Annotated in this window: 28 protein-coding genes and 1 tRNA gene; 6 read left to right on the top strand and 23 right to left on the bottom strand. The window is 73.1% G+C overall.

The genetic code is table 11. The features are described 5' to 3' along the window. Positions 1 to 33: 33 nt before the first annotated feature. Genes ABD230_RS08065 through ABD230_RS08040 form a run of 6 tightly spaced genes read right to left on the bottom strand, consistent with a single transcriptional unit; the run spans position 34 to position 4,288 of the window. On the bottom strand, positions 34 to 300 hold the full coding sequence (locus tag ABD230_RS08065) for a PqqD family protein (RefSeq protein WP_344371524.1): 267 nt from the start codon (positions 298 to 300) through the stop codon (positions 34 to 36). Next, the gene (locus ABD230_RS08060) at positions 300 to 1,181 is read right to left on the bottom strand and encodes a nucleotidyltransferase family protein (RefSeq protein WP_344371522.1); all 882 of its coding nucleotides are present in this window, start codon (positions 1,179 to 1,181) and stop codon (positions 300 to 302) included. Before ABD230_RS08060 ends, ABD230_RS08065 begins: the two co-directional genes overlap by 1 nt. Beyond that, entirely contained in the window at positions 1,178 to 2,245 is a 1,068-nt protein-coding gene (locus ABD230_RS08055) for a glycosyltransferase (RefSeq protein WP_344371520.1), read from the bottom strand. Before ABD230_RS08055 ends, ABD230_RS08060 begins: the two co-directional genes overlap by 4 nt. Continuing rightward, positions 2,242 to 3,447: a hypothetical protein gene (locus ABD230_RS08050; RefSeq protein WP_344371516.1), complete on the bottom strand. Its 1,206-nt coding sequence runs from the start codon at positions 3,445 to 3,447 to the stop codon at positions 2,242 to 2,244. Before ABD230_RS08050 ends, ABD230_RS08055 begins: the two co-directional genes overlap by 4 nt. Before the next feature lie 5 nt (positions 3,448 to 3,452). Next, positions 3,453 to 4,058: a dCTP deaminase gene (gene dcd / locus ABD230_RS08045; RefSeq protein ID WP_344371514.1), complete on the bottom strand. Its 606-nt coding sequence runs from the start codon at positions 4,056 to 4,058 to the stop codon at positions 3,453 to 3,455. Between the two features lie 29 nt (positions 4,059 to 4,087). Then, the gene (locus tag ABD230_RS08040; protein ID WP_344371511.1) at positions 4,088 to 4,288 is read right to left on the bottom strand and encodes a hypothetical protein; all 201 of its coding nucleotides are present in this window, start codon (positions 4,286 to 4,288) and stop codon (positions 4,088 to 4,090) included. A gap of 128 nt (positions 4,289 to 4,416) precedes the next feature. On the opposite strand from ABD230_RS08040, the gene ABD230_RS08035 reads away from it, so the two are divergent. Then, positions 4,417 to 4,487: transfer RNA gene (locus ABD230_RS08035), tRNA-Gly, on the top strand. Here ABD230_RS08035 and ABD230_RS08030 read toward each other — a convergent pair. Beyond that, positions 4,479 to 6,338, bottom strand: coding sequence for a glycoside hydrolase family 15 protein (locus ABD230_RS08030; protein ID WP_344371509.1), 1,860 nt, complete (start codon positions 6,336 to 6,338; stop codon positions 4,479 to 4,481). The two genes, ABD230_RS08035 and ABD230_RS08030, sit on opposite strands and share 9 nt — an antisense overlap. A 145-nt stretch (positions 6,339 to 6,483) precedes the next feature. On the opposite strand from ABD230_RS08030, the gene ABD230_RS08025 reads away from it, so the two are divergent. The 4 genes from ABD230_RS08025 (at position 6,484) to ABD230_RS08010 (ending at position 9,071) form a co-directional block, all read left to right on the top strand. Beyond that, on the top strand, positions 6,484 to 7,176 hold the full coding sequence (locus ABD230_RS08025) for an ion transporter (protein ID WP_344371505.1): 693 nt from the start codon (positions 6,484 to 6,486) through the stop codon (positions 7,174 to 7,176). A gap of 121 nt (positions 7,177 to 7,297) precedes the next feature. Continuing rightward, complete coding sequence (locus tag ABD230_RS08020) at positions 7,298 to 7,873, top strand: helix-turn-helix domain-containing protein (protein ID WP_344371502.1); 576 nt, start codon at positions 7,298 to 7,300, stop codon at positions 7,871 to 7,873. After that, a complete protein-coding gene (locus tag ABD230_RS08015) occupies positions 7,870 to 8,439 on the top strand; it encodes an SRPBCC family protein (RefSeq protein WP_344371500.1) in 570 nt (189 codons plus the stop codon). Before ABD230_RS08020 ends, ABD230_RS08015 begins: the two co-directional genes overlap by 4 nt. After that, positions 8,436 to 9,071: an N-acyl homoserine lactonase family protein gene (locus ABD230_RS08010; RefSeq protein ID WP_344371498.1), complete on the top strand. Its 636-nt coding sequence runs from the start codon at positions 8,436 to 8,438 to the stop codon at positions 9,069 to 9,071. The genes ABD230_RS08015 and ABD230_RS08010 overlap by 4 nt, the downstream gene beginning before the upstream one ends. Before the next feature lie 191 nt (positions 9,072 to 9,262). Here ABD230_RS08010 and ABD230_RS08005 read toward each other — a convergent pair whose 3' ends face one another. The 11 genes from ABD230_RS08005 to ABD230_RS07955 all read right to left on the bottom strand — a co-directional run bounded on the left by ABD230_RS08005 (position 9,263) and on the right by ABD230_RS07955 (position 19,072). Next, positions 9,263 to 10,642 (bottom strand): cation:proton antiporter, encoded by a 1,380-nt coding sequence (locus ABD230_RS08005; protein ID WP_344371495.1) that lies wholly within the window; start codon positions 10,640 to 10,642, stop codon positions 9,263 to 9,265. Between the two features lie 299 nt (positions 10,643 to 10,941). Beyond that, the gene (locus ABD230_RS08000; RefSeq protein WP_344371492.1) at positions 10,942 to 11,361 is read right to left on the bottom strand and encodes a hypothetical protein; all 420 of its coding nucleotides are present in this window, start codon (positions 11,359 to 11,361) and stop codon (positions 10,942 to 10,944) included. A 17-nt stretch (positions 11,362 to 11,378) separates the two neighbouring features. Then, the gene (locus tag ABD230_RS07995) at positions 11,379 to 11,540 is read right to left on the bottom strand and encodes a hypothetical protein (RefSeq protein ID WP_344371490.1); all 162 of its coding nucleotides are present in this window, start codon (positions 11,538 to 11,540) and stop codon (positions 11,379 to 11,381) included. Between the two features lie 50 nt (positions 11,541 to 11,590). Then, positions 11,591 to 11,716 carry a hypothetical protein gene (locus tag ABD230_RS07990; protein ID WP_268865831.1) on the bottom strand — a complete coding sequence of 42 codons (126 nt, stop codon included), beginning with the start codon at positions 11,714 to 11,716 and terminating at the stop codon, positions 11,591 to 11,593. Between the two features lie 53 nt (positions 11,717 to 11,769). Next, positions 11,770 to 13,440 carry an FAD-dependent oxidoreductase gene (locus ABD230_RS07985; protein ID WP_344371486.1) on the bottom strand — a complete coding sequence of 557 codons (1,671 nt, stop codon included), beginning with the start codon at positions 13,438 to 13,440 and terminating at the stop codon, positions 11,770 to 11,772. Between the two features lie 148 nt (positions 13,441 to 13,588). Beyond that, entirely contained in the window at positions 13,589 to 14,323 is a 735-nt protein-coding gene (locus ABD230_RS07980; protein ID WP_344371483.1) for a hypothetical protein, read from the bottom strand. A gap of 1 nt (position 14,324) precedes the next feature. Beyond that, positions 14,325 to 14,972, bottom strand: coding sequence for an RNA polymerase sigma factor (locus ABD230_RS07975; protein WP_344371481.1), 648 nt, complete (start codon positions 14,970 to 14,972; stop codon positions 14,325 to 14,327). A gap of 81 nt (positions 14,973 to 15,053) precedes the next feature. Then, complete coding sequence (locus ABD230_RS07970) at positions 15,054 to 16,640, bottom strand: ABC1 kinase family protein (RefSeq protein WP_344371479.1); 1,587 nt, start codon at positions 16,638 to 16,640, stop codon at positions 15,054 to 15,056. A 92-nt stretch (positions 16,641 to 16,732) separates the two neighbouring features. After that, positions 16,733 to 17,116 (bottom strand): SHOCT domain-containing protein, encoded by a 384-nt coding sequence (locus ABD230_RS07965; RefSeq protein ID WP_344371477.1) that lies wholly within the window; start codon positions 17,114 to 17,116, stop codon positions 16,733 to 16,735. Positions 17,117 to 17,253: 137 nt separating this feature from the next. Further along, positions 17,254 to 18,822, bottom strand: coding sequence for a multicopper oxidase family protein (locus ABD230_RS07960; RefSeq protein WP_344371475.1), 1,569 nt, complete (start codon positions 18,820 to 18,822; stop codon positions 17,254 to 17,256). Positions 18,823 to 18,886: 64 nt separating this feature from the next. Next, positions 18,887 to 19,072 (bottom strand): hypothetical protein, encoded by a 186-nt coding sequence (locus ABD230_RS07955; protein ID WP_344371473.1) that lies wholly within the window; start codon positions 19,070 to 19,072, stop codon positions 18,887 to 18,889. A gap of 147 nt (positions 19,073 to 19,219) precedes the next feature. Here ABD230_RS07955 and ABD230_RS07950 point away from each other — a divergent pair, with 147 nt between their 5' ends. Beyond that, positions 19,220 to 20,002 (top strand): SDR family oxidoreductase, encoded by a 783-nt coding sequence (locus ABD230_RS07950; RefSeq protein WP_344371470.1) that lies wholly within the window; start codon positions 19,220 to 19,222, stop codon positions 20,000 to 20,002. Between the two features lie 4 nt (positions 20,003 to 20,006). On the opposite strand, the gene ABD230_RS07945 is transcribed toward ABD230_RS07950, so the two are convergent. The 5 genes from ABD230_RS07945 to ABD230_RS07925 all read right to left on the bottom strand — a co-directional run bounded on the left by ABD230_RS07945 (position 20,007) and on the right by ABD230_RS07925 (position 25,267). Beyond that, a complete protein-coding gene (locus tag ABD230_RS07945) occupies positions 20,007 to 21,794 on the bottom strand; it encodes a SulP family inorganic anion transporter (protein ID WP_344371468.1) in 1,788 nt (595 codons plus the stop codon). Positions 21,795 to 21,814: 20 nt separating this feature from the next. After that, positions 21,815 to 22,594 carry a phosphatase PAP2 family protein gene (locus tag ABD230_RS07940; RefSeq protein ID WP_344371466.1) on the bottom strand — a complete coding sequence of 260 codons (780 nt, stop codon included), beginning with the start codon at positions 22,592 to 22,594 and terminating at the stop codon, positions 21,815 to 21,817. After that, a complete protein-coding gene (locus ABD230_RS07935; RefSeq protein WP_344371464.1) occupies positions 22,581 to 23,414 on the bottom strand; it encodes a phosphatase PAP2 family protein in 834 nt (277 codons plus the stop codon). Before ABD230_RS07935 ends, ABD230_RS07940 begins: the two co-directional genes overlap by 14 nt. A gap of 87 nt (positions 23,415 to 23,501) precedes the next feature. Continuing rightward, complete coding sequence (locus ABD230_RS07930; RefSeq protein ID WP_344371460.1) at positions 23,502 to 23,669, bottom strand: methionine/alanine import family NSS transporter small subunit; 168 nt, start codon at positions 23,667 to 23,669, stop codon at positions 23,502 to 23,504. Next, positions 23,666 to 25,267 carry a sodium-dependent transporter gene (locus tag ABD230_RS07925; protein ID WP_344371457.1) on the bottom strand — a complete coding sequence of 534 codons (1,602 nt, stop codon included), beginning with the start codon at positions 25,265 to 25,267 and terminating at the stop codon, positions 23,666 to 23,668. The genes ABD230_RS07930 and ABD230_RS07925 overlap by 4 nt, the downstream gene beginning before the upstream one ends. Positions 25,268 to 25,341 lie beyond the last annotated feature (74 nt).

Here is a 25,341-nt window from a genome sequence, read left to right as displayed (position 1 = left end):
GCCCGGCACGCCGCCGACCGGCGACGGATGCCGTCAGCCCGCGATCGGCCGGAGCAGCCCGCGTCGCACGAGGTCGTCGAGGAAGCGCTCGACCTCGGCGCGGATGTCGCCCGGTTCGGCCCCCGTCAGCTCCGCGACGCGGTCGACGACGGAGTCGTCCGACGGCTCGCACGCCACTTCCCAGATGAGTCCCGCGATGCCGTCGAGCACGAGGATCGGCCCGTCGGGCAGGGTGGCGGCGTAGAGCACGTCCTCGTGCTCGACCACCCCCGTGGCATCCGTCGGCCGGTAGCCGCCCATCAGCGCACCACCCGCCTCGGCCGGAGGCGACGACCCGCGCCCTTGACGCCCTCGAACACCGCGGCGAACGGCCGTCGCACGAACTCGACCGAGATGTCGAGCGGCGTCGGCGTCCGGCCGAGGCGATGGGCGAGGTGGTCGACGTTCACGAGCGGCGCGCGCAGGGCGATCCGGACGCCCGCCCACGTGGTCGGAGCGGAACGGATGCGCGCCCACCACTCGGCCGACCGCGACCCGCCGTCCGAGACGACCTTCCACAGCCGGTACTCCCGGTCGTGCCGGAACCGCTCGAGCCCGCCGGCCGCCGCGGCGAACGCGACGTCCGCATGCAGGTGCTCGACCAGCCTCGCGATCTCGACGCGGCGGTCCGGCTCGGCCTCCTGCCAGACCGTGATCACGTCGACCCGGGCGCCCTTCGCGGAACGCGCCGCGTTGAGCACCAGGATCACGGCCTGCGCGGGGTCGCTCGGCACCTGGCAGGCCACGCCGGCGATCTCGTACGCATGGCGGTCGCCCCAGAACAGCTCGAACGCCTGGTCCGGTCGCAACCGGATTCCCGGGAACCAGCGGTGGATGTCGATGTAGCCCCACGCGTCGTGGACGTAGGTTTGCGCGTGGCCGAACGGCGAGCCGTGCTCGAACGTGCTGTACAGCGTCCAGCCGTGCTCGCGCAGCGCGGCGTCGATCGCATCGACGTGATCGGGGCGGACGAGCACGTCGACGTCGCTGCCGAGGTACCCCTCCGGGCGCAGCGCCGGGGTGACGGCGGCGCCCTTGATGTGGAGCAGGTCGACGCCCGCGGCGGTCGCCACCCGCTGCACGGCGGCATGCCCGAAGCGCAGGCGCACCTGCAGCGGCACGCTCACCTGCGATTCGTTCACGCCCGCTCCACCGCCTCCTCGATCAGGCTAGCGAGCCGGGCGACGTGCGCGTCGCGCCGGAACGCGCGTCCCCAATCACGGACGCTCGCGGGGTCCACGCCCCGCGCGATCCGGATCGCCTCGGCGAGGTCGCCGACCGTGGCGGATGCCGCGTGCGCGCCGCTCACGCCCGGACGCACGGTCTCGAGGTAGCCGCCGGCCGCGACCGTCGCCGCGGGCGTGCCCTCGAGCGCCGCCTCGAGGACCGTCAGGCCGAAGTCCTCGCGACCGGCTCCGATGACGACCGCGGCGTTCCGATAGACCCAGCACAGCTCGCCGTCGCTCACCCGGCCGAGTCCGTGCACGCCCGCGGCCGGGTCGTCGAGCGCCTCCGAGCCGGACCCGACCACGGCGATCGCGAGCCCCGCCTCGCGGGCCGCGTCGACCGCGAGGGGTACGTTCTTGTACCCGCGGTCGCGTGCCACGACGACCGCGAACGCATCGGGCAGCTCGCGCGGCGGCGCCGTCGCCTCGGCGGCGACGGGCTCCACGGGCGGGTGCACGACCGTCGAGTCGAGGCCGTAGGCGGCACGGATGCGCTCGCGCGTCACCTCGGAGTTCGCCACGATCGCAGTCGCCCGCGCCATCGCCTCGGCGTCGCCGCGTCGCAGGATCGGCGTGCTCACCGCGAGACCGGCACGTCGCACGGCGCTCAGCCGCATCCGGTAGTCGTCGGCGGCGTAGAGCCAGCGCGCCGGGCTGTGGACGTAGACGACGTGCGGCATCTCGAAGCGGAAGCGGTGCGCCCAGCCGCTCGACGAGGCGAGGGCGACGTCGCCGCCGGAGACCCGCGTCCGCGCCGCGATGGCCGGCAGCGCCGGCAGCATCCGCTCGACCTGGCCGGACATCGCGGTGGGGATGGAGGCCTCGACGTCCATCGCGCCGAACGCGTCGAACGTCGACTCGGGCCGGTACGCGAGCGTGACCACGCGGTGCGTGTCGAAGCCCGCCGCCCACTCGGCGACGACGCGCTCGGCGCCGCCCACCTGCACGAGGTAGTCGTGGGCGAGGACGAGGTCGGTCATGCGCCGGCGCCCTTCGGACGCACGGCGTGCGCCGCCCGCCGCGCGGTCGTCCTGGCACCGTCCCGGAGGGATGCGACGGACCTCCGCGCGCCGGCGGCGAGGCGCCACGACCGCGGGATCCCGACGCGCTCGTCGTACATGCCGACGATGCTCCGGGTGCTCGGCAGCGACTGCCGCAGGAGCGCGGCTCGGATGTAGTCCGCCTTCCACCGCGGGTCCTCCGGCACGTCGAAGACGCCCCGATAGCGGTCGAGGGCGCCGAACAGGTCGAGCGTGAGCATCGTGCGCCGGCACTTCCAGCAGCGCGAGCAGTTGGTGCCGTCGACCGACTCGATGCAGACGTCGAGGCGCTCGTAGGAGTGCGGCACGTGGGTCACCAGCTCGGTCTTCTGCGACCGGTCCAGGTCGGTGACGGCCGGCTGGAGGGTGAGCGACCGGTGGGACAGGAACGGCAGCAGCAGCGGGTCGGCGAAGGAGACGTCGAAGATCGGCGTGGCCGCGACATCCGCGTACGGGACCGACGAGGCGTACAGGAAGTGGCGGATTCCCGCGGAGAGCAGGTGCGCGACCGCGGCGTTGCGCATGGTGTGGGTCTGCTGGAAGCCGAGCCCCGGCGCGGTGTAGAGGTCGTCGACGTTGGAGTCGACGTCGAACAGCGGCAGCCCCATGGTCGACGCCCCCGAGCGGATCGGTGCGAGGCGGCGTCGGGAGAGCTGCCGGCCGCGCTCGCCGCGACCGTGGGACCCGACGTTGTTGAAGAGCAGGTGCGTGACGCGAACCGACGCCGGCACGTCGCTCGCGAAGTGGTGCCGTGCGAGCGTCGCGTACGAGTCGATGCCGCCCGAGTACCCGGTCGTCACCGCCGAGCCCGCGGGCGCCGGGGGGACCGCGTCGCGCACTTCGAGGTCGACGGCCGACAACTCGGGACGCACGCCGCGCAGCACCGCGGGCACGTCGCGGGCGAGGTTCCACGCGAGCTCGTCGGTGACGGGCCCCTCGACGACCAGGTCTCGCCCGAGCCGCATCGCCGGCATGAGCAGCGCGAGCATCGCGGCATCCGCCCTCGGGTTCACGAACCCCGCCGCCGCCTCGGGCACGGAGAACCAGAGGCGATCGACGCCGTCGACCCCGTCGAGGCCGACCTCGTAGGTGACCCGGCCGTCGCCGGCCCCCACGGCCGGCGTCCCGATGACGATCGGCATCCGCGCTAGCTCCCGGCAGCCCCGGCGTCGGTCACGCCCACGTCGGCACGCGAGAAGTTGCGGAACGACCGCGACGCCGTCGGACCGCGCTGGCCCTGGTAGCGCGAGGAGTACTCGGCCGAGCCGTACGGCCGCTCGCTCGGCGACGAGAGCCGGAAGAAGCACAACTGGCCGATCTTCATGCCCGGCCAGAGCTTGATCGGGAGGGTCGCGACGTTGCTGAGCTCGAGCGTGACGTGGCCCGTGAAGCCCGGGTCGATGAACCCGGCCGTCGAGTGCGTCAGCAGGCCGAGCCGGCCGAGCGAGCTCTTGCCCTCGAGGCGCGCGGCGACGTCGTCGGGCAGCGTGACCGCCTCGAACGTCGACGCGAGCACGAACTCGCCCGGGTGCAGCACGAACGCCTCGTCGGGTCGCACCTCGATGAGGTGCGTGAGCTCGGGCTGGTCCTCGGCGGGGTCGATGAACGGGTACTTGTGGTTGTCGAACAGCCGGAAGTAGCGGTCGAGGCGCACGTCGATCGACGACGGCTGGACCATGCCCGGATCGTAGGGCTCGAGCCGGATGCGATCGCGCTCGACTTCGGCCCTGATGTCGCGATCCGAGAGAAGCATGACCCTCAGCGTACCGATCGCCGGGGCGCTCAGAGCGACGCCGCGAGATAGGCGGTCGCGCGCGTCCGCTCGTCGTCGATGATGCGGTTGACGGCGCCCCGGTCGGGCGTGAAGACGCGGTCGTCGAGTCGCGCGCCGGCGCCGCGGACGGCGTGGTGCGCCAGGCCGGCGACGTCGAGGAGCGTCTCGAACCGACTCGCCCCACGACGCTCGTTCACGGTGCGGGACACGGCGCGAAGCCACCAGCGCCGTCCGACGGGGAGCGGACCCGTTGCCCGCCGGCCTTCGCCCTGCCGACGGCTTGCTATGCTGACCTACGTCGGTTCCGGGCCCCCGCGGGGGCCGACGGATGCCGCCTGCCGATGTAGTTCAATGGTAGAACTTCTGCTTCCCAAGCAGACAGCGCGGGTTCGATTCCCGTCATCGGCTCCGTTCGCTCGTTCCGGCCTCGCCCGCCGCGGCCCGCTCCTCGGCACGCGCGATCTCCCACGCCGCGTTGACGAGCCCGACGTGGCTGAACGCCTGCGGGAAGTTGCCGAGCAGCTCGCCCGTCTCCGGGTCGGCCTCCTCGGCCAGCAGCCCCACGTCGTTCACGTGCGCGACGGCCCGTTCGAACACGGCCCGGGCCTCGGGGACGCGGTCGTCCTGGGCGAGCACGCGCGCGAGCCAGAAGCTGCAGAGCAGAAAGCTCCCCTCGCTCCCGTCGAGGCGATCGACGTCGGGACCGGCCAGGTACCTGCGGACGAGCCCGCGATCGTCGACGAGCCCGGCGGTCACGGCGTCGACCGTGGCGCGGATCCTGGGGTCGTCGGGCGGGAGGAACCCGACCAGGGGGAGCATGAGCGCCGAGGCGTCGAGGTCGTCCGACCCGAACGACTGGGTGAACGCGCGGACGGCCGGGTTCCAGCCCTCCGCGAGGATCGCGTCGCGGATCCGGTCGGCCTGGGCGCGCCATCCGTCGGCCCGGTCCGGCATGCCGATCCGGTCGGCCATCATGCTCGCCCGGTCCAGCGCCACCCAGCACATGAGCTTGGAGAACAGGTAATGGCGGGGTGCGCCCCGGATCTCCCAGATGCCGTGATCGGGATCGTGCCAGTGGGCGGCGGCGGCATCGGCGAGGCGGGCCACGAAGTCGCGCAGCGTCGGCGTGAACGGGTCGAGCTGGTCGATGAGGAGGCTCACGGCGTCGAGCAGGTCGCCGTAGACGTCCAGCTGGGGCTGGTCCCAGGCGCCGTTGCCGACCCGGACGGGCGCGCTGCCGCGCCACCCGGACCAGTGCGGGATCGTGCGCTCGGTGAGGTCGAGTTCGCCGCCGACGCCGTACATGATCTGCAGGTGCCGCCCGGGCAGGGCCGTGGCGCCGGCCTCGGCGATGAAGTCGAAGAAGTCGCTCGCCTCGTGGGGGCAGGCGGCGACCCAGAGCGCCCGCATCGTGAAGCTGGCGTCGCGGACCCACGCGTACCGGTAGTCCCAGTTCCGCCCGCCGCCGACGACCTCGGGCAGGGAGGTCGTCGCCGCGGCGATGATCGCCCCGGTCGGCTGGTAGCTGAGCGCCTGCAGGACGCGTCCCGAGTGGTGGACCAGGTCCCTCCATGGCCCCTGGTACCGCTGGTGCAGCTCGGACCATCCCCGCCACGCGGCCACGGTGGTCTCGATCGCCGCGGCGATCCGGTCGGCGTCGTACGGCGCGGCGGGCGACTCGTCCGCCGCACGGTACTGCACCGCCATCGCCTGTTCGTCGCCGGCCCCGAGCCGGAACCGCCCGGTGGCCGTGCCCTCGGGGCCGACGACGAGGGGCACCGCCGTCGAGAGCGTCAGCGTTCCCGTCCCTCCGACCGCCTGCAGGCCCCCGTCGACCCGCACGAGGCGGGGCACGACGGTGCCGTACCCGGGCCGGGGCCGAAACTCGGTTTCGAGGTCGACCGTGCCGCTCGTGCAGCGGACGGTGCGCAGCAGGGTGTGCGGCGCGCCCACGCCGAGTCGGTGCGGGTCCGTCGGAGCCCGGAGCTCGAGCGCCTCGACGAGCTCGAACGCGCCCGTCTCCGTGCGGTACTCGCTGCGCAGCACCATGCTCCCCTCGAGGTACCCGCGTCCGACCGTCGCCCGCCCGCTCGGTCGGATCCACCAGTGGCCGCCCCCGTCGTCGAGGATCGACGCGAAGACGGACTCGCTGTCGAACCTGGGCAGGCACAGCCATGCCACGCACCCGTCGCTGGTGACCACCGCGGCGGAGTGCCGGTCCGAGAGCAGCGCATGCTGTCCGATCGGCAGGTCGCTCATGTCGGGACTCCTCGCCTCGTCGCACCGCCAGCCTAGGCACGCCCGGCGTGCGACGGTCCACGGGCGGGCCGTCATGCCCGACCCGCATCGCCGACGCCCCTCGTGGCTCCCGTTGCGCGCGGCGTGCGCGTGCCATGATCCACCCATGCCGAAGCCGCGCAGCGAGCTGAAGAGCACCGGGTACGAGATCTTCGTCGGCGCACTGTCGGTGCTCTCGATCGTCAACCTGGTCCTGATGTACGCACTGGTCGACGCGGCGCTCGACACCGTGCTCCAGGTCATGAACGCGCTGTTCAGCGTCATCTTCCTCGTCGACTTCGCCTATCGGCTCTTCACGGCGCCGCGCGCCGGCGCCTACTTCTTCCGCCACTACGGCTGGGCGGACCTCCTCGCGAGCCTGCCGTTCGCCGAGCTCAAGATCCTGCGGCTGTTCCGGGTCGTCCGCGTCATCCGCCTCATGCGCGAGGTGGGACCGCGGACCGTCTGGCGCACGCTCGTGCACGACCGGGCGGGCAGCGCGCTCTACGCCCTCCTGCTGATGGGCGTGCTGGTCCTGCAGTTCGGCAGCCTCACGATGCTCTTCCTCGAGCAGGATGCACCGGGCGCGAACATCACGTCGGCGTCGGACGCGCTCTGGTACACGGTCGTCACGATCTCGACCGTCGGGTACGGCGACGAGTACCCGGTCACGAATGCCGGCCGGCTCGCCGGCGCCCTCATGATCGTCGTCGGCGTCGGCATCTTCGGCACCTTCACCGGGTACCTCGCGAACCTCTTCCTCTCGCCGCGCAAGGGCGACCGCGACGAGGCCGCCGCGCAGGAGCCGCCGAGCGCCTGACCGTCGGCAGCGGGTCCGCACCGCACGGCATGGCATGGCGGCGCACCGACCGACGCGGCGCATCGAGGCATCCGCTCTCCACCCTTGACAACTTTTCCTGTCAAGGCGTACCGTGCGACTCGTGGACGAACTGCGCGTGCTCGACGACCCGGCCGCGGTCGAGGCGGCGCTGAGCCCCGTGCGGGCCGCGATCCTCGACGCCCTCGCCGAGCCCGCGTCGGCCGCCGCCGTCGCGGCGGCCGTCGGATCGACCCGCCAGAAGGTGAACTACCACCTCAGGGCGCTCGAGGCCCACGGCCTCGTCGAACTCGTCGAGGAGCGCACCTGGGGCGGCATCACCGAGCGCGTCCTGCGACGTTCCGCCCGACGCCTCATGGCGTCGCCCGACCTCGTGCAGCGCACGGCCGCCGGTCCCGACGAGGTGTCCGACCGCCGGTCGGCGGCATACCTGGTCGCGGTGAACGCCCGCGCCGTCGCCGAGGTGGGCGCGATGGCGAACCCCGCGGAGGCGGGGACGCGAGTGCCGACCCTGACCATCGACACCGTGATCGGGTTCGCCTCGCCCGAGGATCGCGCCGCGTTCGCGGCCGACCTGCAGTCGGCCGTCGCGGCGCTCGCGGCCAGGTACCACCACGACGACGGGCGACCCCACCGACTGACCGTGTCGTCGTATCCCCGACCGAAGGAGTCGTCATGAACGAGCCGGAGCGGCCGGCGGCGTCGGCAGCGGAGGACCCGCTCGCAGGGCCGGGGCGCGTCGAGCACCGGATGGAGCGCACCTACGCGGTGGCCGCCGATCCGGACGAGGTGTGGGAGGTGATCGCGACCGCCGAGGGGATCTCGTCGTGGATGGTGCCGACGCAGCTCGACCCGCGGGTCGGCGGCGAGGTGTCGTTCGACCTGGGCGGATGGACGTCGACCGGGGTCGTGACGGACTACACCCCCGCCGCCCGCTTCGCCTACGAGGAGCCGTGGCCGATCGCCGAACGACCCGAGGAGCTCGCCCCCGACATGGCGCAGTGGTTCGACGCGATCGGTGTCCCGCTGGCGGAGGTCTACGACGGCCTCCCCCAGGTCACGCCCATCGCCACGGAGTTCCTCATCGAGTCCGCCTCGGGCGGCAGCTGCGTCATCCGCGTCGTCACGAGCGCGTACGGGACCGGCGCCGACTGGGAGCGCGAGTTCTTCGACGAGATGGTCGCCGGCCTCGTCCCGATCCTCGACCGGATCGCGACGCGCCTCCCCGTGTCGGTGGAGCCATGAGCGCCCCGGCCCAGATCCGCATCACGCCGCTCGTCGTCGCGGAGCTCCTCGCTGAGGGCGAGCGGATGCCGGTGTGCGTGCACGTCATCGACCATCCGGACGGCCGGGTGCTGGTCGACACCGGGTTCACGCACCTCCACCCGGCCGTGGCCGACATGGATCCGCGTCTGCATCCGCTCCCCGAGCACGACCTCGACCTCGCCGGCATCGACCTGGTCGTCAACACCCACCTGCACTTCGACCACTGCGGCGGTAACCACCTCTTCCCGGGAACGCCGATCCACGTCCAGCGGCGGGAGCTCGAGGACGCCCGCACGCAGGAGGACTACACGATCCGCGAGTGGGTCGACCCGCCCGGCGTGCGGTACGTGCCGGTCGACGGCGAGCTCGAACTGCTGCCCGGCATCCGCCTCGTCCCGGCGCCCGGCCACACGCCCGGCTCGCAGGTCGTGGTCGTCGGGACGGGCGGTCGACCGGCCGTCATCGCCGGCGACGCGGCCGTCTGGTACGGCGAGCTCGAGGAGCCGAGCACCGACGGCCAGCGACTGATCCTCGCCCTCGATCCCGATGAGGTGTGGCTCGCGCACGTGCGCGAACCGTGGAGGCCGGGCGACCGGACCGCGTCGACCTGAGCGACGCGACGCCCCGCGGCAGCGCCGCCGACGGAGAGCCGGGAGCGCGTCCTGGAGTCCCCCTCGGACTCTCTGCACCCCCGGACCCACCGGAGAACGGCGAGAACGGATCTGCCCCCAGCGCATCCGTCCCGCCGCTTCGAGTCTGACCGACGCGCCGCAGGACGACGAATCCTCGGCCGAGGCTTGACTCACGACCCGGAAGGTGAGACGACGTCGCCGTGGCCGTCGTCGCCATGCCCCTCGTCGCCGCCGTTCATGCCGGGGAACTGCCGTCGACGACGCGGCAGCCGCGTCGGCACCGACTCCCCCGAGGTCGAGTCGGTCGGCGTGTTCGCGTCGTACCAGCGGTGGTAGAGGTCGACGAGCGGCGCCGAGGTGAGGCCGTGCAGGATGATGCTCATCGCGACGGTCACGACGACCGTGGTGAGCACGGTCTCGCCCTCCGGCACGCCGCGGTCGGCCGCGAGCAGCGCGAAGACGAGCGAGGCGAGTCCGCGCGGCCCGAACCATCCGACGAACGCGACGGTCGGCGCGCGCGCGCCGCTCCCGGCGAGCGCGAGCGCGACCGGCACCATCCGCACGACGGTGAGGCTGAGGGCGGCGTAGAGGAACACCTGCCAGGTCACGTACGGCAGGGCGAGCGCGAGCGCCAGCGCACCGAACGCGATCCACGTGATCGCCGCGAGCAGGTCGCCCGCCGCCTCGGAGAGCACCGTGACCTTCGCGCGGCTGGGTCCGGCGAGGCGGCCGAACGCGAGGCCGCCGGCGAAGGCGGCGATGAAGCCGCTGCCATCCAGCCCCTGCGCGATCGAGTACGCCAGCAGTGCCACCGCGAGCGGCAGGATCTGGCGCCACTCCCGCGCGACCCAGCCGCGGCGGTCGGCCGCACGGAAGAGCAGCCCGCCGAGGATGCCGGCGACGAGCCCCGCCGTGAGCCCCCAGCCGATCTGCGCCGCCATGCTGCCGGCCACCACGCCGCTGAGCCCGAACTCCAGCTCGGCGTTCGCGATCGACAGCGCGACGAGGAACAGCGGCACGGCGAGGCCGTCGTTGAGGCCGCTCTCGACGTCGAGCGCCTGGCGGACGCGGGCGGGGACCCGTGGGTCCGCGACGACCTTCTGGCCGAGCGCGGCGTCGGTCGGGGCGAGCATGGTGGCCAGCAGGAACGCCGACGCGAACGCCATGCTCGGGAACACGAGGGCGGCGATCCCGGATCCCGCGAGGATCGTCAGCGGCAGCCCGATCAGGAGCAGGCGGCTCGGCCAGCCGAGCTGGTGCCGCAGCACGCGGAGGTCGATGCGGGTCGCGTCGCTGAAGAGCAGCAGCACGAGCGCGATCTCGGCGATGCGCTCGGCGACGACGGTCTCGAGCGACACGTCGAGGACGCCCGGCGCGACGACGCTCACCGCGAAGCCGACGACCATCAGGAACAGCGCCGGAGTGACGCCGTGACGGTCCAGGGGCTTCGACAGGGCGCTCCAGACGACGATGATCGCCAGCACCACCGTCACCGCGAGCATGCCGACCCCGCCCCCGATCGCCCACGCGGCCGCCCCTGGACGGCCCACCGCCATCGTACGGATGCCGCCGCCGCGCCGACCAGCCGCCGCGCCCGTGCTCACGACCTCGCGTGCCACCCCCACGGGGGACTTCCGGACACCGCGTCCCGATCACTAGCGTGAGTTCACTTCGCCGCGCTTCGCACCGGAGCGCGGCGTTCGCGCGTCGGGGGGCGCAGTTCGTGCGTCCCGGAAGGACCGACTCGAGGATCGTCCTCGAGTCCGCAGGCGCGGGCGGGGTTCGGCCGGGGAGGTCGGGCCCCGCTCGTCATGCGCGGCCGCCATGCGCGGTGCAGGTCCGCCACGGCTCAGGACGCCGCGACCTCGCGCAGCGCCTCGATGCCGCCTGCGCGGTAGCTCTCCCAGTCGCGGCTGCCGCCGCCCGGCACGGCCCGACCGGCCCACTCGTCCGCCAGTGCGGCGGCGAGCGCGGTCGCCGAGGGGGCCGTGGCATCCGCCGGACAGGCCCGCATGAGCTCGCCGAGCGCGGCGGTCCGCCCCTCGTGGAACTTGCCGGCGGGGTGCGACCGGCCGTCCTTCGCGAGGGCGCAGGACGTGGCATCCCCCATCGTCGCCGCCCACGCCTCGGCCGCCCGCGCACGCCGCTCGCGGAGGTCGTCGCGCACGGCGACGGGCCGGACGGGAGGGAGTTCCCGCCCGGGCGCGGCGTGTCGGGGGGTGACACGCCGGCCCGCGGTCGGGAACTCCTCCCGTTCGGCCCGTGGCATCGGCTCAGCGGCTCGGCTCAGCGGCCGAAGAGCCGCGCGAAGAAGCCGGTCGACGGCTCGTCCTCGTGGCCCGCGCAGCGCTGGGCGCGCGGCACGCCGCGCATGACCTGGTCGACGTGCTGGCCGCAGCCGGCCCAGGTGGTCTTGCCGCACTTGCGGCAGGTGACGGCTCGGCACATGTGATGCTCCTCGGTGCGAAGTGGTCGGTGGGTGGGGCGGATGCCGCGGCTCAGCGGTCGCCGTGGTCGCCGTCGCACCACCGGTCGGCGGGGACGACGTCCTTGACCGAGTCGATGTGCTGGCCGCAGCCCGACCAGGTGGTCTTGCCGCAGGAACAGGTGACGGGACTGCACATGATGGGTTCTCCTCAGGATCTGGTGTGCGTGGGTGGTCGGTGGGCCGGTCGCGTCAGGCGGCGGCCGCGGTCTCGCGCGCCTCGGCGTCGAGGCGGGCGGACTCGCCCGCCTGCCACGTCAGGTAGCCGCCGTCGAGGTTGGCGGCCTCACGACCGAGCTGGGCGAGCAGGCGCACCGCGGTGTGGCCGCGCTGGCCGACCTTGCAGTGCACGATGACGCGCCCCTCGGGCAGTTCGTCGATGCGCGTGCGAAGGTCGTCGAGCGGGATGTTGATCGATCCCGGGATGGCGCCCGCGGCGACCTCGTCCGGGGTGCGGACGTCGACGAGGACGTCGCCGGCCGCCATCGCGTCGTCGAGCTCGTGCCACTGGATCGAGGGAGTGAGCCCCTCGGCGGCGTTCAGCGCGACGTAGCCGAGCATGTTCACCGGGTCCTTGGCGGACGAGAACTGCGGCGCGTACGCGAGCTCGAGGTCGGCGAGGTCGGAGGCGGTGAGGCCGCCGGCGATCGCCGTCGCGATGACGTCGATGCGCTTGTCGACGCCCTCGCCGCCGATGCCCTGGGCGCCGAGGACCTCGTCGGTGCGCGCGTCGACGACGAGCTTCAGCGCCATCGACTGCGCCCCCGGGTAGTAGCCGGTGTGCGAGGCGGGGTGGGTGTGGATGACGCGGACCTCGCGGCCGACGCGGCGCAGCAGCTTCTCGGGCCAGCCGGTCGTGGCGATCGTGAGGCCCATGAGGCCGACGACCGCGGTGCCGAGGGCGTCGCGCACGCGGATGTCGCGACCGGTGATCGCGTCGGCGGCGAGCCGCCCGTGGCGGTTGGCCAGGCCCGCGAGGGCGACCAGTCGCGGCTCGCCGCTGATCGCGTCGACCTTCTCGACGGCGTCGCCGATGGCCCAGATGTGCGGGTCGCTCGTGCGGAGCCCGTCGTCGACGCGGATGCCGCCGCGCTCGCCGATCTCGAGGCCCGCGGCCGCGGCGAGGGACGTGTCGGGCCGCACGCCGATCGAGCCGAGCACGAACTCGGCGGGAACGGTGGTGCCGTCGCTCAGCAGCGCCGAGTCGGCGTGCAGCTCGGTCACCTGCGTGCGGAGTCGCACGTCGACGCCCGCGTCGCGGAGGCGCTCGGCGACCGGCGACGCCATCTCGGGGTCGAGCGGCGGCAGGACCTGGTCGCCGAGTTCGACGAGCGTGACCTCGAGGCCGCGGTGCACGAGGTTCTCGACCATCTCGAGGCCGATGAAGCCCGCGCCGATGACGAGCGCGGTGCGCGGTGCGACGTCGAGCTCGGCCATGGCGCGGTCGACGTCGTCGATGTCGCGGAGCGTCAGCATGCGGTCCCCGCCCGGCATGGGCGGGCGGACCGGCGTGGCGCCGGGCGAGAGCACGAGGGCGTCGTACGCCTCGACGGTCTCCTCGCCGGTGGCGAGGTCGCGAACCAGCACGGTCTTCGCATCGCGGTCGATCGAGACGGCCTCGGTGCGGACGCGCACGTCGAGGCCGAACCGGCTGCCGAGGGATGCGGGCGTCTGGAGGAGGAGGCTGGAGCGCTCCTCGATGACACCGCCGAGGTAGTAGGGCAGGCCGCAGTTGGCGAACGAGACGTGTCCGCCGCGCTCGAGCACGATGATGTGGGCCTGCTCGTCGAGGCGACGGAGTCGGGTGGCGGCGGACATGCCGCCTGCGACGCCGCCGATGATGAGGTACCGCTTCGAGGTCATGTCAGTACGGTAGCAATACCCCAGGGGTATTGTCAAAATACCCTTCAGGTATCGCTCCGGCAGGGCGGGCGGATGCCTGGGATGAACGACGACGGGCCCCCGCCGAGATCGGCGAGGGCCCGTCGAGCATGCGATCGGGCGGTGACGGTCAGTCGTCGCCACCCGACGCGGGACGGTCGCCCGCCTGCGAGCCCGCGTCACCCGCGTGGGAACCCGCATCGTCGGCCTGGTCGCCGGCACCCTCGGGCGCGCCGGCGCCGTCCGACGCCTCCTCGCCCATGCCGATGCCCGAGCCGGCGTGCTCCTCGGCGGTCTCGAGTCCGAACTCGGCGTGCTCGTCTGCGTGCTCCACCGCGGTCTCGAGGCCGGAACCGGCCTTCTCCTCGGCGTTCTCGAGACCGGTGACGGCCTCGTCGCCGGTCGCGTCGTCGGTCGGGCTCGAGTCACCGGCCACCTCGGACTCCGTGCCGGCCATCTGGTCGAACACGACCTGCGCGGGCTCGGGCAGCACACCCACCGCGCCGGCCGCACCGGCACCGGTCGCACCGACGGCCACCGCCGCGGCGGCACCCATCGCGATCTTCGTCGCCAGGCCGAGGCCTGCGAACCACTCCATCACTCGTCTTCTCCTCACCGACGACGTGCGCGCGAGCGCCGCCGTCGTGTCCGGGTCCTGTCGGGGAGCGGACCCGACCGTCGACACCAGGTCGGGGTCGAGTCGGGATGCCACCGCGGTGGAGGGCCGCGGTGGCATCCCAGACGAGGACTCGGCGCGGAACGCGACGACGGCATCGGCGAGGGGGGAGAGCTCGCCGCGGGCGCGGGGGGAGTGCCCGCGGAGGAGTGCCTCCGCGACGTCGTCGGTGATCCGGTTCGTCCTCATCTCACTCCCCGCCATCGTCGAAGGTGCCCCGAGGGATACGGCCGTTCGCCAATCTCCTGCGCAAGGTCTCGAGCGCGCGTCGCTGCAGCGCCTTGACCGCCCCGGTGCGCTTGCCGAGCACGGCCGCCGCCTGCTCGAGCGTGAGGTCGGCGACGACCCTCAGCACCATGACGTCGCGCTGGTCGGGCGAGAGCCCGTCGAGCAGCCGTCGCGCCGCGGCATCGCCGATCCGGGCGATCGCCTCCTGCTCGGCGCTCGGCGCGCGCCGATCGTCGAGCTCGTCGTGCCACTCCTCGCTCTCGCCCCGTCGACCGCGACGGCGCAGCTCGTCGGTGAGCCGCCGGTAGGCGATCGTGAAGACGAACGCACGGAAGTCGCCCTCATCGCCCGAGAACGTCGACAGGCGGTCGAAGACCGTCAGGAACACCTCGCTCGTCAGGTCGTCGGGCTCCCGCGAGCCGCGGGCCCGGAGGAACGCGGCGACGGCCGGGGCGTACTCGTTCCAGATCCGGGTGTTCGCCCACCGCGCGCCCGCCTGGGCCGCGAGCAGGATGGTGCCGAACTCGCCGGCGAGCGGCGTCGCGGGCGCGCGGGACGCGCGCTCGGTGCGGAGCGAGGGGCTGGCGAGTGCGCCGTCGGGGTCGGCCACCCGCCGAGTGTAGGTCAGGCGACGGTCCGCCGGCATCCTCGTCCACAGTCCGTGACGACGGACCCGGTCACTCGGCCCGGCTCACCGCGCGCGGCGCGACCCCGTCCGGCGCATCGTCCACGCCAGGTATCCGCCGAGCGAGCCGATGACGCCGAGGCCCGTGCCGAGCATGACGCCCTCCCACGACCGCCACCGGCGCTCGCTCGCGACCAGGCTGCCGACCCCCGTGATGAACGCGGCGCTGAGCATCCCGGCGACCAGGCGGTTGCCGATCCGCTCCGCCCGCCCCATCAGCGGCTCCAGCTCGGCGGCGCGCAGGTGCACCTGGATGCCGCCCTCGTCGGCGTGCTCCAGCAGCCGCCGGAGCGTGCCGGGCATGTCGAGCGCCAGCTCGCCGAGGTCGGCGGTCGCCTGTGCGATGCGCTTCGCGAGCACGATCGCGCTGAGCCGCTCGCGTGCCAGCCGCTGCGCGTAGGGGCGCAGCGTCTCGCCGAGCCGGAACTCCGGATCGAGTCGCAGCGCGAGGCCCTCGATGACCAGCAGCGCCTTGAACAGGAGCGCCATCTCGCGCGGGAGCCGGAGCCGATGCCGGCGCAGGATGCCGAACAGCTCGGCGATCATGCGGGCGAACGGCGTGTCGCGGAGCGAGTCCAGCCGGTACCGCGAGAGGAAGTCCGCCAGGTCGTCCTGCAGGAGCTCGCGGTCGACGCCGGCGGAGGTCGGCGACAGGTCGATGAGCGCCGACGCGAGCCGCTCCGGGTCGCCGCGGACGAGTGCGACGAAGAGCGCGCCGAGGTGGTCGCGCAGCGACGCGTCGATCTCGCCGACCATGCCGAAGTCGATGAGCGCGATCGTGCCGTCGGGCTGGACGAAGAGGTTCCCGGGGTGCGGGTCGGCGTGGAAGAAGCGGTCCTCGAACGTCATCTTGAGCACGATCTCGGCACCCCGGCGGGCGACGCGCCTGCGGTCGACCCCGGCGGCGTCGAGCGCGGCCGCGTCGCCGACGTTGAGTCCCGTCATGCGCTCGAGGGTCAGTACCCGCGAGGTCGTGTAGTCCCAGTACACGCGCGGGATCGCGACATCCTCCTCGAACGCGAAGTCCTCGGCGAAGCGCTCGGCGTTCCGGCCCTCCTGCAGGTAGTCGAGCTCGGCGAGCAGCGTCTGCGCGAACTCCTCCGCGAGTCCGCGCGCGTCGTGGTCGCGTGCCAGGCTCCACGTCCGGCTCGCGCGGTCGGCGAGGTTGCGCAGGATCTCGAGGTCCTGCTGCACCTGCGCGACGGCGCCCGGTCGGCGCACCTTCACGACGACCTGCGTGCCGTCGTCGAGCACCGCCGCATGCGCCTGGCCGATCGAGGCGGAGGCCAGCGGCTCGTCCTCGAAGGCGGCGAACAGCTCGTCGGCGTCCGCGCCGAGCTCGCTCCGGATGACGGCGCGGACCTGCTCGACCGGCACGGGCGGAGCGGCGTCCTGCAGCTTCGCGAGCTCGTCGGCGTACGCGGGAGGCACCAGGTCGGAGCGCGTGGAGAGCAGTTGCCCGAGCTTGATGAAGGTCGGGCCGAGCTCCTCGAGCGCGAGCCTCAGGTGCTCGGGCGGCGCGATGATGCCGCCGGGCGCGGCGTCGCCGTCGGGCGACGCACGCCGGAACGGGGTGCGTCGGCCCGCGCCCATCAGCCCGGCGAGCAGGCCGAGGCTGTGCCGACGCAGGACCGCCGCGATCTCGCGGTACCGCGCACGGTGCCGCGCGTCGGTCGACCCGCTGCTCAGAACTTCGACCCCAGCGCCTTCGCCTTGATCGCCTCGAACTCGCCGTCCGTGATGACGCCCCGCTCGCGCAGCGCCTGCGCCTTCGCGATCTCATCGGCCGGGTTCGCGAACGAGATCTCGCGGTACTCCTCGGCCGTGCGGTGCTCGTACTCGACCTGCTTCCGCTGCGAGCGCTCCGCCATGCCGCGTCCCCGGGCGATGAGGTAGACGAGCCCCGTGATCCACGGCAGGAAGAAGAGGAAGATCAGCCAGAGCGCCTTCCACCAGCCGTTCAGCGAGTGGTCGCGGAAGATGTCGATCACGATGAAGACGAGGACCATCAGGTACGCCACGTAGGCGAAGGTCCAGAAGAAGAACCAGATCCAGTTCCAGAAGTCCACGGGGGTCCCTTCGTCGGGCGGCGCTGACGCCTCACACGGTACTCGCGACGACCCGCACGGGACGGTCTTTGGTCCCGGACCGGGATCGGCGTGTCGGAGCCGTTCCCGAGCCGTCCGCGGGGCGGAGGGTTCCGCGCTCAGACCCGGATGACGCCCATCATGCCGAGGTCCTCGTGGTCGAGGATGTGGCAGTGGTAGACCGTGCGCCCGGTGATTCCCTCGAACGCGATGCGGACGACGACCCGGCCTCCGGCCGGCACGGGCACCACGTCGCGGCGATCGACGCCGTCCACCGGCGCCCCGTCGACCTCGACCAGCTGCATCGGCCAGACGTGCAGGTGGAACGGATGGTCCATGGTGCTCGTGTTCACGATCGTCCACTCCTCGATCGCACCCGCCGCCGGTTCGAGGTCGATGCGGCCCTCCGCGAAGGTCCGGCCGTCGATCGTGAACGCCATGCCCTGACCCATGCCGCCGCCCATTCCGCCCATCGCGAGGGTGAGGGTCCGGCGCGCCGTCACCTCCTCCTCGCGCAGGTCGCGGGGCGCCGCGGTGGTCGCGGGCGAGGGTGCCGCGGATGCCGCGGCATCCCCCCGGACGACGAACCTCGCCAGGTCGGCACCGGTCGTGGCACTCCGCGGCGCGCCCATCGCGCCCATGCTGCCGCGGTCGAACGGCAGGGTGCGCAGCACGGCCGTCTCGCCGGGAACGGCCTCGACGATGACATCGGCCCGGTTGCCCGGAAGCAGGACGAGCTCGTCGACGTCGCGCGGCTCGGCGTACCGTCCGGCGTCGATGCCGAGCAGGCGCATCCGGTGCCCGTCGAGCCGCAGGCGCAGGTACCGGGAGGTGCAGGCGTTCACGATGCGCCACCGCTCGCGCTCCCCCGGCGCGGCGACCATGGTCGGGAGCGCCTGCCCGTTCACGAGCACGAGGTCGCCCTCGCGGCCGAGCATCCGGTCGAACCGGGTCGCGGTCGCGACGTCGCCGTTCGCGTCGAAGGAGATGTCGGCGATGGCGAGCACCCGCTCGCGGTCGACCGGGAGCGGGTCCGCCTCCTCGACGATGATGGCCCCGTACAGGCCCGCGAACAGCTGCTCCGCGGTGGTGCCGTGGTGGTGGGGGTGGTACCAGAACACGCCGGGCGGGTGGTCGTCACCCAGCTCGTACGCGTAGTCGAAGGTGCCGCCGGCGGGGATCATCACGAAGACGTTGTCCGAGTTCCCCTCGGGCGAGACCTCGAGGCCGTGCGTGTGCAGGTTGGTCGTGACGCCGAGCCCGTTCCGGAACCTGAGCGCGATGCGGTCGCCGGGACGGACCCGCAGCGTGGGACCGGGCATGGCGCCCTCGAACCCGAGGACGCGCACCCGCCGACCGTCGATCGTCATGCTCGTCACCGCGGCGGAGAGCTCCAGGTCGAGGCGACCGGCGGTGCTCGAGCGCACCTCCGGCTCTCGGAAGGTCTCCTCCGTGGAGTCGTCCTCCGCGCCGCCCGACGGCTCCGTCCGGCCGGTCGCGAGGGGCGCGGCCGGGTCCGGGCCGGCGACCCGCGATGCGGTCCACCACGCGAGGCCGCCCGCGCCGACCGCGATGGCGCCGGCCGCCGTCGCGCCGACGGCCAGCACGGTGCGGCGGCTCGGGCCGGACCCGGGGCCGGCCTGCGGCCCCGACGGGTCGTTCGGGTCGTCCGGGCGTGACTCAGGCATACCCCGAGGGTATCCGGGAGACCGGCGCCGCGGCCGGGACCTTCTTCCTCCCGGTCGGTCGACGTCAGTCGCCGAGCGCCGCGAACAGGTCGTAGACCATGAACGCCGGCCAGAACAGGCCCTGGAAGATCGCCCAGACGTACTCCCAGAACGCGTCGGCCTGCTGCCAGAAGTACACCCACGCGCCGAAGATCCCGAGGCCGTAGATCGCGCCGCCCCCGGCGAGTCCCGCGTTCGATCCATTGCTCATCCCGCACCTCCTGCCACGACGGTACGGGCCGGCCCCCCACCGCGGCGGGCCGAACGACCCTCCTGCCTGCGCGCGTCGCGGCGAGGCTGGAATCCGGCGCCCGATCCGCGGGACCGACTCACCACCGCAACGAAGCTGGAGCACGCCATGCCACGCACGTACGTCGTCACCGGATCCGCGAGCGGCATCGGCCGCGCGACCGCGGACCTCCTCGTCGAGCGCGGGCACCGCGTCATCGGGGTCGACCTCCACGACGCCGACGTGACGGCCGACCTGTCGACCGCCGAGGGCCGCAACGCGCTCGTCGCCGGGGTCACCGAGGCGAGCGGCGGCACGATCGACGCGATCATCGCCAACGCGGGCCTCGCCGCACCCGTCGCCACCGCCGCCGCGGTGAACTTCTTCGGCACGCTCGCGACCCTCGAGGGCCTCCGACCGCTGCTGGCGGGATCCGAGGCGCCGCGCGCGGTCGCGACGGCGTCGATGGCCTCGCTCTACCCGCCGGACGACGCGCTGCTCGAGGCCTTCCTCGCGGGCGATGAGCCCGCCGCACTCGCCCGCGCCGCCGAGCTCGAGGCCGGCGCCCCCGAGCAGGCGAACCTGATCTACGGCACGAGCAAGCGGGCCCTCGCCCGCTGGATCCGCCGCTCCGCGACCACCGCGGACTGGGCCGGTGCCGGCATCCCCCTCAACGCCATCGCACCCGGCGTGGTCGAGACGCCCATGACCGAGGCGTACACGAGCACGCCCGAGGCGCGCGAGGCGATCCTCGAGATGGTGCCGATGCCGCTGAACGGCATCTTCCGGCCGCGCGACGTCGCCTACCTGCTCGCGTGGCTCACGAGCGAGGAGAACGCGCACCTCTGCGGCCAGGTCGTCTTCATCGACGGCGGCTCCGACGCGATCATCCGCGGCGACGCCACCTGGTGAGCCGTCAGCGACGCGGTCGGCCGGCATCGGCGCCCGGAGCGCCCCCGCCGTCGTCCTCGTCCTCGTCCTCATCCCACCGGGTGCCCTCGAGGTCGCCCCGCAGCGTGCCCGTCACCTCGTCGACCGCCGCGCCGACCGTCGGCGCGAAGCGGTCGGGCGTGAAGCGGTCGCCGACGCCGTAGCGGCGCAGCACGTCGACCACCGGGTCCTTCATCTCGGCGATGACGAGGCGGATGCCGCGGGCGTCCAACCAGTCGTCGAGCTCGACGAGCTCGTCGATCGCGGTCGTGTCGACGTCCGTGATCGGCTCGGCCGCGAGGATCACGGTGCGCACGTCGTCGCCGGCGTCGCCCACCCGCGAGCGCACGAAGTCGTCGAACAGGCCGCCGTTCGCGAAGAAGAGCGGCGCGTCGAAGCGCACGATCACGACACCGGGGATCCGCTCCCCCTCCGGATACCGGGAGAGGTCGTGGTATCCGCGCAGGCCCGTCACGCGTCCGAGCTCCGCGCGGTACGGCCGCCACGACCGGAGCACGAACGCGAGCAGCGATAGCCCGATCGTCACCGCGATGCCCTCGATGACGCCGAAGACGAACACGCCCACGAACGCCGCCGCCGACAGGGCGGCATCCACCCGATCCATCCGCACCAGCCGCAGGACGCCGCGGACGTCGAGGAGCCGCGCGACCGCCGTGATCACCACGGCCGCGAGCGTCGCCGACGGCAGGAAGGCGGTGACGCCGGGCGCCACGAGGATGAACGCGACGATGAGGACCGCCCCGACGATGCCCGTCAACTGCGACTGCGAGCCCGCCTGCTCCGCGACCGGCGTCCGCGACGACGAGGCCGAGATCGGGAAGCCCCCGAACAGCCCCGCGGCGAGGTTCGCGCCGCCGATGGCGGCCATCTCGGCACTGCCGTCGACCGTCTCGCCGCGCCGTGCCGCGAGCGAACGCGAGAACACTGCGGTGTCGGTGAACGCGACCAGCGCGATGCCCGCCGCGGGCAGCGCCAACGCCGCGAGGTCGCCCCACTCCAGGCCGCCGAGCGCAGGCGCCGGGAGCCCCTGGGGCAGCGCGCCCACCACCGGGAGGCGGTCGCCGAGCCCGAGCACCGCCGTGAGCACCGTCGCCACGACGACCGCGACGAGCACCCCTGGCACCGGCGAGCGGAGGGCCTGCAGGACGACGATCACCACGAGCGAGCCCACCCCGAACGCGACGGCGAGCAGGTCGGCCTCCCCGCCCACGAGGGCGTTCCAGATCGCCACGACCTCCTCGACGGGGGACCCGGCGTCGACCGAGAAGCCCAGCAGGGCCGGCACCTGCGACACGGCCACCAGCACCGCGATGGCGTTGAGGTACCCGACCCGGATCGGCTTCGACAGCAGGTCGGTCACGAACCCCAGCCGCAGGACCCCGCCGAGCAGCAGGACACCGCCGACCATGAGCGCCAGCAGCCCGGCGAGCGCGACGGCGCGCTCGTCGCTCCCGGCCGCGAGCGGGATGATCGCCGCCGCGATGATCGGGACGAGCGCCGAGTCGGGCCCGAGCACGAGGATCCGGCTCGGGCCGAAGAGCGCGTAGGCGAGCAGCGGCACGATCGTCGCGTAGAGGCCGGTCTCCGGAGGCAGCCCCGCGACCCGCGCGTACCCCATGCCGGCGGGGATGAGCAGCGCCGTGACCACGAGGCCGGCCCGCAGGTCGGGCACGAGCCACTCCCGGCGGTAGTGCATCGCCGTCCGCACGCCGGGCGGGATCCATCGCGAGTCCCGCGTGCGGTTCGTGCCCACTGCGCCGCCTCCTCGCCGCCTCAGCGGTCCGCGGGCGACGGGGCCGAGTCGGCGGGCCGCCAGACGGGGGCGTGGGGCAAGCGGTTCTCACGGTACAGGCGGTACGCGAACGGCGCCCAGACGATGAGGGCGGCCCCGGCGCCGACTAGGGCGCCGCCCACGGTGTCGGAGAGCCAGTGCGCGCCGAGGTACATGCGGCTGAGCATCATCAGCACCAGGTACGCGATGCCCGCGACCCACACCCACGTGCGCATGAAGACCACGCCGAGCGCGACCACGATGACCGCGGCGGCGGAGCTGTGCCCCGACGGGAACGACCCGTAGTCGGGCTCGACCAGGATGTCCTCCGGCCGCACGCGGCCGACGAGCACCTTGACGAGCCGCGTGACCCCCGCGCTCGCGGCGACCGCGATGCCGAAGTAGAGCGCCGCCCACGGACGGCGCCAGACGAGGAGCGCGAGCACGATCAGGATCGGGAGCACGACGTTCGACAGCAGGCCGCCCCCGATCACGTTCAGCACCAGCGCGAACGTGGTCACCGGCGTCGTGCGCACTGCGGCGAGCCCGGTCATCAGGTCGACCTCGAAGCCGAACGGCCGACGGCCCTCGGCGTACACGATCACGGCGCCGAAGGCGGCCACCGCGACCAGCGCGATGACGCCCGCCGCGAGCCACGGACGCCGGCTGACGCGCAGCGGCGTCGGCGCGTGCGGTCGGCCGTGCCCGCCGGACCGCTCCGCGGGCGTCGACGCCGGGGCATCCGTCGCGGCGCCGGGCTCGGCCGGGTCAGCGTCGCTCATCGCGCCCCCAGGCCTCCGGTCGGCGGTCGGACTCCGCGATCTGCTCCGCGGTGCCGACACGGACGGTCCGCCACGTGTCGACGGCGATGACGAGCCCGAGCACGACCAGCGAGAGGAAGATCGAGCCGAGCGCGTCGGTCGCCCAGTGGTAGCCGAGGTAGATCCGGCACGCTGCGGTGAGCAGCACGACGAACGAGGCGGCGACGAACGCGAGCGTCGTCACGACGGGGCGGCGGTGCCGGGAGAACACGAGGTACGTGCCGATGAACAGGAAGTCGGCGACGCCCATGACGTGGCCGGACGGGAACGACGAGGTCGGGTCGTAGCCGAACAGCATCTCGTCGGCCGGCGGTCGGTCCCGCGAGATGACCGGCGCGAGCACCTGCACCGTGATGACGCCGAGGATCATGCCGCCGGCGAGCAGCAGCGGTCGCCAGGCGTGCTTGGCGAACACGCCCCACGCGACCGTCGTGACGAGGATGATGATCGGCATCGAGATGGGCCCGAACCCGACGGCGAGCACGATCATGAACGTCGTGAGCCACCCGTCCCGACCGGACTCCAGCCACGCCTGCACGGGCGCATCGATCACCGACAGGTCGTCGGCCTCGAGGATCGAGTCGAGCACCACGAAGAACCCGGCGAGGCCCACGACGACGAGCGCCGCGGCCGTCACGTAGAGGTTCCGCCGCGCGGTCGACGACAGGTAGCGCTCCTCGACGATGAACCGCTCGTGGAACCGCTGCCAGCGGCCCGGCTTCGAGTCGTCCGCCTCCTCGCCGACGGATGCCTCCGGCGAGCCGGTCTCCTGTTCTCCCACGACGCCCTCCTTCCGCCCCCGCCGCGCGGGGGTGCCCACAGTATGCCGCGAGCGGCCGGGCGGTCTCGCGGGGTTGCGCCGCGCGGCCTACGTGTCCCGCTCGACGGGACCGATGTCCTCGCGGTGGTCGTCCTCGCCCCCCGGCGGGAAGTCGTGGCGATCGGGGCGGCGGCTCAGCGCGAACACGCTGACCGTGAACCCGCCCCAGACGAGCACGATGGCGAGCACGAGGAAGACGATCGCGGTGCCGGTCATGACCGACCCCCTTCACTCGGAGCGGCATCCGGTCGCGGCGATCGCTCGGGCAACGGCGGCCACGGCCGGAACGAGTCCGGACTCCGTCGCCACGGGAGGCCGGTCAGCACGGCCGCCGCCACGACGAAGAACAGCACCGTGCCCCACCCCATGACCGCCAGGTACCAGTCGGGGTAGCCGCCGTAGCCCTCGACGACGAGCGAGGCGATGCGCTGGATCAGCATGTAGCCGAGCACGATCGGCGCGAGGACGCCGGCCAGCAGCGTCCACACTCCGCCCACCCGGAAGGTCGAGACCGCGTTCAGGTGGTACCGCAGCTCCGGTCCCTTGCCCAGGATCCAGAACGCGAAGACGCCCGCGAGCACCGCGGAGAGCACGATGCCGATGTTGTTGGCCCAGTTGTCGACGGTGTCGAGCGCGATGAGCCCGCTCGTCGTCGCGAACAGGAGGACCGACAGGATCATCGACACGATGCCGACGCGGGTCGCCGCCTGCCGCGGCGAGAGCCCGAACTTCTCCTGGAACCCGGCGGAGACGACCTGCAGCACGGACAGGAGCGAGGTGAACCCGGCCATCGCGAGGGAGCCGAAGAAGAGGATGCCGAAGATCGGCCCGCCCGGCATCTGCGAGACGATCGCCGGGAAGGTGATGAACGACAGCCCGACGCCCGTCAGGCCCTCGAGCTCCGCGACGTCGACGCCCTGCTCGAACGCGAAGAAGCCGAGGGTCGCGAACACGCCGATGCCCGCGAGGATCTCGAACGACGAGTTCGCGAACGCGACCACGAGTCCCGGCGTCGTGAGGTTCGAGCGGCGCTTGCGGTACGAGGCGTAGGTGATCATGATGCCGAACGCGATCGACAGCGAGAAGAAGATCTGGCTGTAGGCCGCGATCCACACGTCCGGGTCGGCGAGCGCGGCGAAGTCGGGCGTGAAGAGCGCGTTGAGCCCGTCGCCGGCGCCCTCGAGGAAGAGCGAGCGGATCACGAGGGCGGCGAACGCGACGACCAGCAGCGGCAGGAAGATCACGTTGATGCGCTGCACGCCGCGCGCGACGCCGAAGGCGAGGACCACGATCGCCGCGAGCCAGATGAGCACGAGCGGGATGAGCACGGCCGGCACGAACGTGAACGACAGCCCCGGCTCCCCCACCTGCAGGAAGTCGCCGGTCAGGAAGCCGGCCGTGTCGTCGCCCCAGCGCAGGTCGAACGAGAAGACGAAGTAGCTCGCCGCCCAGGCGATCACGACCGTGTAGTACAGCGCGATCACGAAGCAGATCATGACCTGGAACCAGCCGAGGCTCTCGAGCCACTTCAGCCGGCCCCCGCCGAGGCGCCGGAACGCGGTCGGCGCCGCCCCGCGGAACCGGTGTCCGAGGGCGTAGTCGAGGAAGAGGATCGGGATGCCCGCGGTCACCAGGGCGACCAGGTAGGGGATGATGAACGCCCCGCCGCCGTTCTCGTACGCGACGCCCGGGAACCGCCAGATGTTGCCGAGGCCGACCGCCGAGCCGATCGCCGACAGGATGAAGCCGACCTGGCCGGTCCACTGCTCGCGCGGCTGCACCGCCGTCGCGTGCTCGCCTGCGGATGCTGACATCGCGCCTCCCCCTGGCCGTCGCCGCCGGGGCCGCGGCATCCTCGCCGACGGCCGATCCATTGCACGCTACCAAG

Source organism: Agromyces tropicus, from assembly GCF_039531345.1.
GTDB classification, from domain to species: Bacteria; Actinomycetota; Actinomycetes; order Actinomycetales; family Microbacteriaceae; genus Agromyces; species Agromyces tropicus.
The sequence above is the reverse complement of the archived record's forward strand: the minus strand, read 5'-3'. Positions and strand labels throughout refer to the sequence as shown.